A 9,549-nucleotide genomic window follows, 5' to 3' on the forward strand; every position below is an offset into this window, starting at 1 on the left:
CTTTAATCCACTGCTGAGCCGTTGTCACACCAGGACGATCTCCTGTTTTTGCTATATTTTTCTTCGCTAATTTATTAATCAGTGTAGATTTACCAACGTTTGGAATACCTACAATTAAAGCACGAATTGCTCTTGGTCTAATGCCTTTAGCAACCATTTTATCGAATTTTTCTTTGACAAGCACTTTACAAGCTGCTGCAATTTCTTTCATACCTTGTCCAGCTTGTGCATTAATTGAAATTGCTTTTTGACCTCTTTCATCAAAATATGCAATCCACTGCTTTGTAAGACGATCATCCGCCATATCCGCTTTATTTAAAACAACAAGCCTTGGTTTATGCGTAATAATTTCATCAATCATTGGATTACGAGAAGATAAAGGTAATCGAGCATCTACAAGCTCAATTACAACATCAATTAACTTTAATTTTTCTGTTACTTGGCGTCTAGCCTTTGCCATATGTCCCGGGAACCATTGGATTACCATGTTGCCACCTTCTTTTTCTTTTATTTCACAATACGTGCATCTTTTAACGGCCAATATAGCATATTTGCTTTACCAATCACTTGGTCCATTGAAATTGTACCAATCGAACGGCTATCTTTACTAAAACGACGATTATCGCCTAAAACAAATAATTGACCTTCTGGAACAGTTTTCTTTCCTGTCATTTCTTCAAGAGTAAAATCATATGTAAGCGGTCCGTCAGCAAGTTGTTTTTTCTGCTTATCTAAATACGGCTCCTCATAAGGTTTCCCGTTAACATATAGTTTATCATTACGGTATTCGATTTCGTCGCCCGGCAGGCCAATAATACGCTTAATGTAATCTTTTTCTTCAGTCGCTCGGAATACAATAATATCAAAGCGTTTCGGATCACCTATGTGATAGCCAATTTTATTAACAATCATTCGATCACGGTCATGTAAAGTCGGCGACATCGATACACCATCTACGAGAATTGGGGCAAAGAAAAACTGTCTAATTACGCCCGCTAATACAACAGCAATCAAAATTGCTTTGATCCATTCCCAAAGTGAGCTCTTCTCTTTCTTCATGCTTTCCCCTCCACAGTTATGTAAGCTGCTCGTATTATACCAAAATTTCATATAGATTGGAAAAAGGGAGCTTGTGTATTTACAAGCTCCCATACATGTCTTATCGAATTTCTTTAATACGTGCTTTTTTACCGCGAAGGTTACGTAAGTAGTATAACTTAGCACGACGTACTTTACCACGGCGAAGTACTTCGATGTTCGCGATTCTTGGCGTGTGAACTGGGAATGTACGCTCAACACCTACACCGTAAGAAATCTTACGAACTGTGAATGTTTCACTGATTCCGCCACCACGACGTTTAATTACAACACCTTCGAAAAGCTGAATTCTTTCACGAGTTCCCTCAACTACTTTTACGTGTACACGTAAAGTGTCTCCAGGACGGAATGAAGGAAGGTCAGTTTTCAATTGGCCTTTTGTGATTTCTGTGATTAATTGTTGCATATTAAATTCTCTCCTTTAAACAGATGCTCTTATAAAGTCTTATTAAATTACAGCGGAACATCGTTAATACGGCTACTGATTTCAGTAGCACAAATGTTATAATAGCATATTGCTAGGACTGTTGCAATAGAAAATATATCAAGCCCTTATCGGTCTTCTTTAATCTGTTCCAGCCATTTCTCTTCTTGCTTAGATAATTCTCGTTCTTCCAGTAAATCCGGTCTACGTGTGTACGTACGACGTATTGACTCTTTATGGCGCCATTCATCAATGTTTTTATGATTTCCTGACATTAGTACATCCGGTACCTTCATACCACGAAAATCAGCAGGACGTGTATAATGTGGGTGCTCTAACAAACCTGTGCTAAAAGAGTCTTCCACTTGTGACGTTTGATTCCCAAGCACTCCTGGCAAAAGACGTACAACACTGTCAGTGACTACCATAGAAGCCAATTCTCCACCCGTTAATACGTAATCCCCAATAGAAATCTCATCTGTTACAAGATGCTCACGAATTCGTTCATCGTATCCTTCATAATGGCCACATACAAAAATAACATGCTCTTCTCCAGCAAGCTCTTCTGCCTTCTTCTGCGTGAAACGCTCTCCTTGTGGACACATTAAGACGATTCTCGGCTTACGGTCTGTTTCCTTCGTTAACTCTTCTACCGCATCAAAGATAGGCTGCGGGGTTAATACCATACCAGCGCCCCCACCATACGGATAATCATCTACACTATTATGCTTACTAGTTGTATACTCACGGAAATTGACAACACGAAGCTCTACCGCTTCTTTTTCTTGTGCTTTCTTTAAAATTGAAGACCCAAATACACCCGTAAACATATCTGGAAACAATGTTAAAATGTCAATTTTCATTATAGTAGCCCTTCCATTACATGAATGGTTACTAATTTATTTTCAATGTTAACTTGAAGTACAACGTCATCAATATAAGGAATTAACAGATCTTGACCCTTTGGACGTTTAATCACCCAAACGTCATTCGCACCAGGAGATAGAATCTCTTTGATTGTCCCTAATGCTTCTCCTTCTTCCGTTACAACGTTGCAACCAATAATTTCATGGTAGTAGTATTCACCTTCAGCTAGTTCGCCTAACTGCTCTTCTGGTACTTTTATTAAAGAACCTTTAAACTTCTCTGCTTCATCTACATTGTTGTATCCTTCAAATGTTAATAAATCAAATGTCTTATGTTGACGATGAGCAGTTACCTTCACTGTAAGATAGTCTGTACCTTTCTCATCCCATATGTATAACGTGTTCCCTACTTTATATCGCTCTTCTGGAAAATCAGTACGAGAAATAACACGAATTTCTCCTTTTACGCCATGAGTATTTACAATTTTCCCTACGTTAAACCATTTTGTCATAAATAGTATGTCACCCCTGGTTTCTATATAAATTAAGCATTTCCATTTCATATATGGAACATGCAATTTCTCTTTAAATGTTAAAAAAGGGAGAGGAAATAACTCCTCGCCCTTTTTACGTTTATTGAATTTCCAGTGTGACGTTCTCATCATTATGATGTCCCACTGAATACAAGAGCATTCGAATCGCTTTCGCAACTTTCCCTTGCTTTCCAATGACTTTTCCAACATCCTCAGGATGTACAGTTAATCGATACTTTATTTCTCCGTTGCAAAGTTCCTGTGTAACTTTTACATCTCCAGGATGATCCACAAGAGGTTTAACAATTGTCTCGACTAACATTTTCATTGTCATTGCCTCAATTACTTACCTTGTTTAGATAAGTGGAATTTCTCCATGATACCTTGGTTAGAGAAAAGGTTACGAACTGTATCAGACGGTTTAGCACCATTTCCTAACCATTTTAATGCTGCTTCTTCGTTGATCTTAACTTCCGCTGGTTGAGAAACCGGATTGTAAGTACCGATTTCCTCAATGAAACGTCCGTCACGAGGAGAACGAGAATCTGCAACAACTACACGATAGAAAGGAGTTTTTTTAGCTCCCATACGTTTTAAACGAATTTTAACTGCCATTTATAAAGCACCTCCGAATTTATTTAACACAGATAATTATATTAGCAAAAAGACTATTGCTTTGTAAAGTATTTTTTCTTAACAGAGCCATCTTTTTTCCTTACATGAATGGAAACTTCAATCCACCTAGTCCTTTTTTCTTACCTTTTTGCATTCCCGTCATCGTCTTCATCATTTTTTTCATATCATCAAATTGCTTGATTAGACGATTGATTTCTTGTACCGTTGTACCGCTACCTTTGGCAATGCGCTTTTTACGACTAGCATTGATTATTTCCGGTTGTTCTCGTTCTACTTTAGTCATAGAACGAATAATTGCCTCAATATGCCCAATTTGTTTTTCATCAACTTGTGCATTTTTCAGCCCTTTAATTTTATTTGCACCAGGAAGCATTCCTAACAATTCGTCAAGCGGTCCAAGTTGACGCACTTGTCCAAGTTGTTCTAGGAAATCGTCAAGCGTAAACGAAAGCGTACGCATTTTTTGCTCAAGTTCTTTTGCTTTCTCTTCATCAACTGTAGCTTGTGCTTTTTCAATTAATGTTAAGACGTCACCCATCCCTAAAATACGGGATGCCATACGTTCTGGATGGAACGCTTCAATTGCATCTAGTTTTTCACCCATACCAGCAAATTTAATTGGTGTATTTGTTACAGCCTTAATAGATAATGCCGCACCACCGCGCGTATCACCATCTAATTTCGTTAATACAACACCTGTTAATCCTAACTGTTCATGGAAACTTTGTGCTACATTTACCGCGTCTTGTCCTGTCATCGCATCGACAACAAGGAAAATTTCATCCGGTTTCGCAACTTCTTTGACTTTCGCTAATTCATCCATTAGTTCTTCATCAATATGCAGGCGACCCGCTGTATCGATTAAAACATAATCGTGATGATCTTCTTTTGCTTTCGCAATCGCTTGTTTCGCAATTTCAACCGGACTTACTTGATCTCCTAAGGAGAAAACAGGCATGTCCAATTGCTTCCCTAATGTTTCAAGCTGTTTAATTGCTGCTGGACGGTAAATATCCGCTGCAACAAGCATCGGTTTACGATTATGCTTTTTTCGAAGCAAATTCGCAAGCTTACCTGTCGTCGTTGTTTTACCCGCACCTTGCAGACCAACCATCATTATAACAGTAGGTGGCTTATTAGCAACAGCAATTTTGCTTTGCTCTCCGCCCATAAGTTCTGTAAGTTCTTCCTGTACGATTTTAATTACTTGTTGTCCAGGTGTCAAACTTTTCATTACATCTTGTCCGACAGCACGCTCAGACACACGCTTTATAAAATCTTTTACTACTTTAAAGTTAACATCCGCTTCTAAAAGAGCTAGACGAACTTCTCTCATCATTTCTTTCACATCGGCTTCAGAAACTTTTCCTTTGCCGCGGATTTTTTGCATTGTCTGTTGAAGTCGGTCGGCTAATCCTTCAAATGCCATATTGCCGCCCTCCTAATCTAATTTTTCGATAGCTTCAACAACTTGTTTCATTTCTTCATACACATGCTCTTCTTCGCTGATTAGCTGTTTTAGCTTTGCAACAAGTCGCTGTCGCTCTTGAAACTTTTGAAGTAATACTAATTTATCTTCATATTCTTCAAGCATCGCTTCAGTCCGTTTAATGTTATCATACACGGCTTGGCGACTTACATCAAATTCTTCCGCAATTTCACCAAGAGATAAATCATCTAGATAATAAAGCGACATATAACTTCTTTGTTTTTGCGTTAACAACGATTGATAAAAATCAAATAAATAATTCATTCTCGTTGTTTTCTCGAGCATGTTGGATCATCCTTTGTTAAGTGATTTCCCTTTACATGATTTAGTTTACATGGAGTACAAAAGAGTGTCAAGTTTTTTTCTTAACATCACATATTTTTATAGAAAAAGAAGCGGAAATACCGCTTCTTTCACTTACACTTCTTCTGTTTCTACTAAGTTCGCAAACAAACCATAAACATATTGTTCTGGATCAAACTGCTGCAGATCATCCATTTGCTCTCCTAGCCCAACAAATTTCACCGGAACATCCATTTCGTTACGAATCGCTAAAACGATACCACCTTTAGCAGTTCCATCTAACTTCGTTAAAACAATACCAGTAACATTTGTTGCTTCACGGAATGTTTTCGCTTGGCTTAAGCCATTTTGTCCTGTTGTTGCATCAATAACTAGTAATACTTCATGAGGAGCCCCTGGTACTTCACGCTCAATTACGCGCTTCACTTTCTCTAACTCTTTCATTAAGTTTACTTTATTTTGTAAGCGTCCTGCTGTATCACATAGTAATACATCCACTTTACGGGCCTTTGCCGCTTGTACAGCATCATACATAACCGCCGCTGGGTCAGATCCTGATCCTTGTTTAATTACTTCTACACCAACACGATCGCCCCATACTTCTAATTGTTCAATCGCCCCAGCACGGAATGTATCTCCTGCCGCCAATAGGACAGACTTACCTTCTGATTTAAATTTATGTGCAAGCTTACCAATCGTCGTCGTTTTCCCCACACCATTAACACCAACAAATAAAACTACCGTTAATTGATCCTCTTGTATATTAACTTCATTACTAAAGTCGCTGTCACCTTTGTAAATTCCCACTAGCTTTTCAGAAATAACAGCCTGTACTTCTTTCGGATCTTGAATGTTACGACGTTGCACTTCTTCTTTCAACTGATCAATTAATTCCATCACTGTCGAAACTCCGACATCCGCACTAATTAAAATTTCTTCTAATTCCTCAAAGAAATCTTCGTCTATTTTACGGTAACGGTACACTAAGTCATTTACTTTATCAGCAAATGAATTTCTCGTTTTTTCTAATCCTTGTTTAAACTTCTCTGTTACCGTATCCGTTTGTTTTGAAATTTTTTCTTTTAATTTTTTTAAAAAACTCAYACTTCCCATCCTTCCTATCTACTTGCAACAAGTTCTTCGCCATCATCTAAACGAACAGAAACAAGCTTCGATACCCCTGATTCTTGCATTGTGACACCGTACAATACATCAGACTCTTCCATTGTACCTTTTCGGTGTGTAATTACAATAAACTGTGTTTCATCACTAAATTTCTTTAAATACTGCGCAAAACGAGCAACGTTTGCCTCATCAAGAGCTGCTTCTACTTCATCTAGTACACAGAATGGAACTGGGCGTACTTTTAAAATACCAAATAAGAGCGCAATTGCCGTTAAAGCACGCTCTCCCCCTGAAAGTAAACCTAAGTTTTGTAGTTTCTTTCCTGGTGGTTGCGCTACAATGTCAATACCAGTATTTAGTAAATCTTCTGGATTTGTCATTACTAAATCCGCTCTTCCACCTCCGAATAGTTCAGAGAATACATATTGAAACTCTGTTCGAATCCCTTCGAACGTAGTAGAAAAGCGTTTTTTCATCTCTTCATCCATTTCCATAATAAGTTGATGCAATGTCGATTTCGCTTCTTCTAGGTCATCTCTTTGCTCTAATAAGAATGTATGGCGCTCTGCTACACGTTCATATTCATCAATTGCCCCTAAATTTACTGCGCCTAACTCTTCGATGGATAGTTTAATTAGTTTCACCTTTTTACGTGCATCTTCTGCCGGCATCATCATTGTATACTTAAGTTTTGCTGCTTCAAATGAAATAGTATATGTTTCACGTAAATGTTGCAATCTATTTTCCAGCTCTACATCAAGTCGGTTAATTTTCACTTCTTGATCTTTCAGCATCTCAAGAATATATTTATGTTTACCTATTGTTTCTTTCGCACCGCGCTCTAAATGCTCGACTCTTTCTTGCAATGATACGCGTTGTTCACGACGAGAACGAATTAACTCCGAAGTTTGATTACGATCATACGCTTTCTTCTCAATCATATTCGTAATTTGTTCTTCGCCACTTGAATTAGATGTCATCTCTTGCTTTAAGAACGCTAAATCTTCCTTCGTTTTTACAAGCGTCGCATCAGTCTCTTCTTTTTCCTTCGTCAATCGTTCGACTTTTTCTTTTTGATTAGACAAACGTTGTTGTTGTTCAGCAGCTTGTACTTTTAGCTCCGTCATTTCCTTCTGAACTTTTTCTTTTGAAGAATGTTGTTCACTTTTTTGTTTCGTTAAAACGACGATTTTGCTATCTAATTCCCCAATCTCCGCTTGAAGAGTCGCTAAAATCTTTTCTAACTCTTCTTTACGCCCTTGCATTTTTACTTGATCTTGTAAAAATCCTTCAATCTCTAAATCGTAAATCGATAAACGATCATTAATACGATGTTCATCTAATTCTAAACGATTAATTTCTTCTCTTAGCTTCTGTTCATCTACACGTTCGGTCTCTACACCTTGGCGTAGCTCTCGTATTTGTACTTCTTTTTCTTGAATCTCTTGCTTTACTGCTTTAACAAAGTTTTCTAGCTTCGTTGTTTTTTCTTCCATGTCAGTTAGTTTTTTAGTCCACTCTTCAAGTTCACGTTGACGTCCCAATAAAGAGGATTTCGCCTGTTTTACAGCTCCACCCGTCATAGAACCACCCGGATTCACTACGTCACCTTCGAGTGTTACAATACGATAGCGGTATTGCAGTTGTTTCGCTAACTCATTTGCTCCGCGTAAATCTTTCGCAACAACAACAGTACCTAATAAACTGGAAACTACATTCTCATATTTATTATTGTACTGCACAAGTTCTGCCGCTACACCGACAAACGATGGATGCTGATTCACAATGCGTAATTGATCAAATGATAGCGATCGGCTTTTAATAACAGCTTGAGGTAAAAACGTTGCACGGCCATGTTTATTTTGCTTTAAAAATGCAATTGCATTACGAGCATGTTCTTCTGTTTGTACTACGATATGTTGCATCGCTGCCCCAAGGGCGATTTCCATTGCGATTTCATATTCTTTCGGCACAGTCAGAAGTTCTGCAACAGCTCCCTCAATACCTTGTAGCCTATTTTCTCTAGCCTTTAATACTTCACGTACCCCTTGATAGAAGCCAGAATAGTCCTCTTGCATCTCTTCTAACATTTCTTTCCGAGAGCGCGCCTGTTGCACAAATTGATACGCTTGATACAGTTTTGTTTCATTTTCACTATACTGTGACTTACATTTCCCAAGTGCCGTTTCTGTCTTCTGTATGTTAGAAATAATGCCAGCTATTTTCTCTCTCGCTTGCTCATAACTTTCTACAAGTTTCGCCTTTTTCGCTGTAATTCCCACACGCATCTGTACATACTTTTCATTTTCTTCATCAAGTCGTTCGTTTTTAGAGTTTTGCTGTTTTGATTGTTCTTCAATCATAGATAATTCATTACGAAGACTTGCTTGTTGATTTAAAAGTTCAATATAGTCACCTTTTAAATTCTCAATTTGTTCCTCTAAATTCTCAGCAAAAGTCGCAAGTAATTGCTCGTTATCATGCAATTTCTTCTCCAATTCTTTTACTTGATTCACAAATTGCATTAACGCTTCTGTACTTGTTTCAATTTCGTCATCATAACTTGTAGCTTTCTCTGTTAACTCAACAATTAGCTTTTCAAGCTGCGCACAATGCGTCGTTGCATTTTGCTTCCTTTCCTTTAACAGCTCGCGTTGCCCTTCTAGTTTTTCTAGTTCTTTACTAGACAGAAGGAGAACTTCTTGTAAGGAATTTACAGATTCATCAACGGCTTGTAATTGCCCGCGTAATTCCTCAAGCTCTTCTTCACTTTTTTGTAAGTTCGCCGACATTTTAGCTTCTTCATCTTTATTATGCCCAAATTGATTTCGAAGCGCTTCCCACTTTTCATGTAATTCTTCAATTTCATGTACAATAAGCGCAGCTTCTACTTTCTCTAATTCTTCTTTTTTCTCAAGATAATCTTTCGCAATAGAAGCTTGTCTTTCTAGTGGTTCTACTTGACTACTTAATTCGTGAATAATATCTTGTACACGATTTAAGTTTTCTTGTGTTTCCGCCAATTTCCCTTCAGCTTTCTTTTTACGAAGTTTGTATTTCAGCACACCCGCAGCT

The 9,549-nt window shown here is 37.9% G+C and carries 11 protein-coding genes; all 11 read right to left on the minus strand.

Annotation, left to right across the window (positions count from 1 at the left end; genetic code table 11):
• A partial coding sequence (gene ylqF, locus AC1DTM_RS13055; RefSeq protein ID WP_477000319.1) for a ribosome biogenesis GTPase YlqF occupies positions 1–487 on the minus strand: 487 nt, incomplete at its 3' end.
• A 20-nt stretch (positions 488–507) separates the two neighbouring features.
• Positions 508–1,059, minus strand: coding sequence for a signal peptidase I (lepB, locus tag AC1DTM_RS13060; protein WP_002066791.1), 552 nt, complete (start codon positions 1,057–1,059; stop codon positions 508–510).
• 100 nt (positions 1,060–1,159) lie between these two features.
• Positions 1,160–1,504, minus strand: a complete 345-nt coding sequence (gene rplS / locus AC1DTM_RS13065) for a 50S ribosomal protein L19 (protein WP_002014524.1) — start codon at positions 1,502–1,504, stop codon at positions 1,160–1,162.
• Positions 1,505–1,650: 146 nt separating this feature from the next.
• Positions 1,651–2,385 (minus strand): tRNA (guanosine(37)-N1)-methyltransferase TrmD, encoded by a 735-nt coding sequence (gene trmD, locus AC1DTM_RS13070; RefSeq protein ID WP_016106001.1) that lies wholly within the window; start codon positions 2,383–2,385, stop codon positions 1,651–1,653.
• Entirely contained in the window at positions 2,385–2,900 is a 516-nt protein-coding gene (rimM, locus tag AC1DTM_RS13075) for a ribosome maturation factor RimM (RefSeq protein WP_033710827.1), read from the minus strand. The genes trmD and rimM overlap by 1 nt, the downstream gene beginning before the upstream one ends.
• A gap of 121 nt (positions 2,901–3,021) precedes the next feature.
• Positions 3,022–3,249, minus strand: a complete 228-nt coding sequence (locus AC1DTM_RS13080) for a KH domain-containing protein (protein WP_002088196.1) — start codon at positions 3,247–3,249, stop codon at positions 3,022–3,024.
• A 14-nt stretch (positions 3,250–3,263) separates the two neighbouring features.
• Complete coding sequence (rpsP, locus tag AC1DTM_RS13085; protein ID WP_016106002.1) at positions 3,264–3,536, minus strand: 30S ribosomal protein S16; 273 nt, start codon at positions 3,534–3,536, stop codon at positions 3,264–3,266.
• 100 nt (positions 3,537–3,636) lie between these two features.
• The gene (gene ffh, locus AC1DTM_RS13090) at positions 3,637–4,986 is read right to left on the minus strand and encodes a signal recognition particle protein (protein WP_002111383.1); all 1,350 of its coding nucleotides are present in this window, start codon (positions 4,984–4,986) and stop codon (positions 3,637–3,639) included.
• Positions 4,987–4,998: 12 nt separating this feature from the next.
• Positions 4,999–5,331 (minus strand): putative DNA-binding protein, encoded by a 333-nt coding sequence (locus AC1DTM_RS13095; protein ID WP_002160734.1) that lies wholly within the window; start codon positions 5,329–5,331, stop codon positions 4,999–5,001.
• 132 nt (positions 5,332–5,463) lie between these two features.
• On the minus strand, positions 5,464–6,453 hold the full coding sequence (ftsY, locus tag AC1DTM_RS13100; RefSeq protein WP_002160733.1) for a signal recognition particle-docking protein FtsY: 990 nt from the start codon (positions 6,451–6,453) through the stop codon (positions 5,464–5,466).
• A 14-nt stretch (positions 6,454–6,467) separates the two neighbouring features.
• The coding region (gene smc, locus AC1DTM_RS13105; protein WP_477000320.1) for a chromosome segregation protein SMC at positions 6,468–9,549 on the minus strand (3,082 nt) is incomplete at its 5' end.

Source organism: Bacillus sp. P4_D3, from assembly GCF_056401855.1.

Excerpts from the sequence above, each read along its gene's own strand:
- lepB (WP_002066791.1), bottom strand. The coding sequence starts at position 1,059 with ATGAAGAAAGAGAAGAGCTCACTTTGGGAATGGATCAAAGCAATTTTG.
- rplS (WP_002014524.1), bottom strand. The coding sequence starts at position 1,504 with ATGCAACAATTAATCACAGAAATCACAAAAGGCCAATTGAAAACTGAC.
- rpsP (WP_016106002.1), bottom strand. The coding sequence starts at position 3,536 with ATGGCAGTTAAAATTCGTTTAAAACGTATGGGAGCTAAAAAAACTCCT.
- ffh (WP_002111383.1), bottom strand. The coding sequence starts at position 4,986 with ATGGCATTTGAAGGATTAGCCGACCGACTTCAACAGACAATGCAAAAA.
- AC1DTM_RS13095 (WP_002160734.1), bottom strand. The coding sequence starts at position 5,331 with ATGCTCGAGAAAACAACGAGAATGAATTATTTATTTGATTTTTATCAA.
- rimM (WP_033710827.1), bottom strand. The coding sequence starts at position 2,900 with ATGACAAAATGGTTTAACGTAGGGAAAATTGTAAATACTCATGGCGTA.
- trmD (WP_016106001.1), bottom strand. The coding sequence starts at position 2,385 with ATGAAAATTGACATTTTAACATTGTTTCCAGATATGTTTACGGGTGTA.
- AC1DTM_RS13080 (WP_002088196.1), bottom strand. The coding sequence starts at position 3,249 with ATGAAAATGTTAGTCGAGACAATTGTTAAACCTCTTGTGGATCATCCT.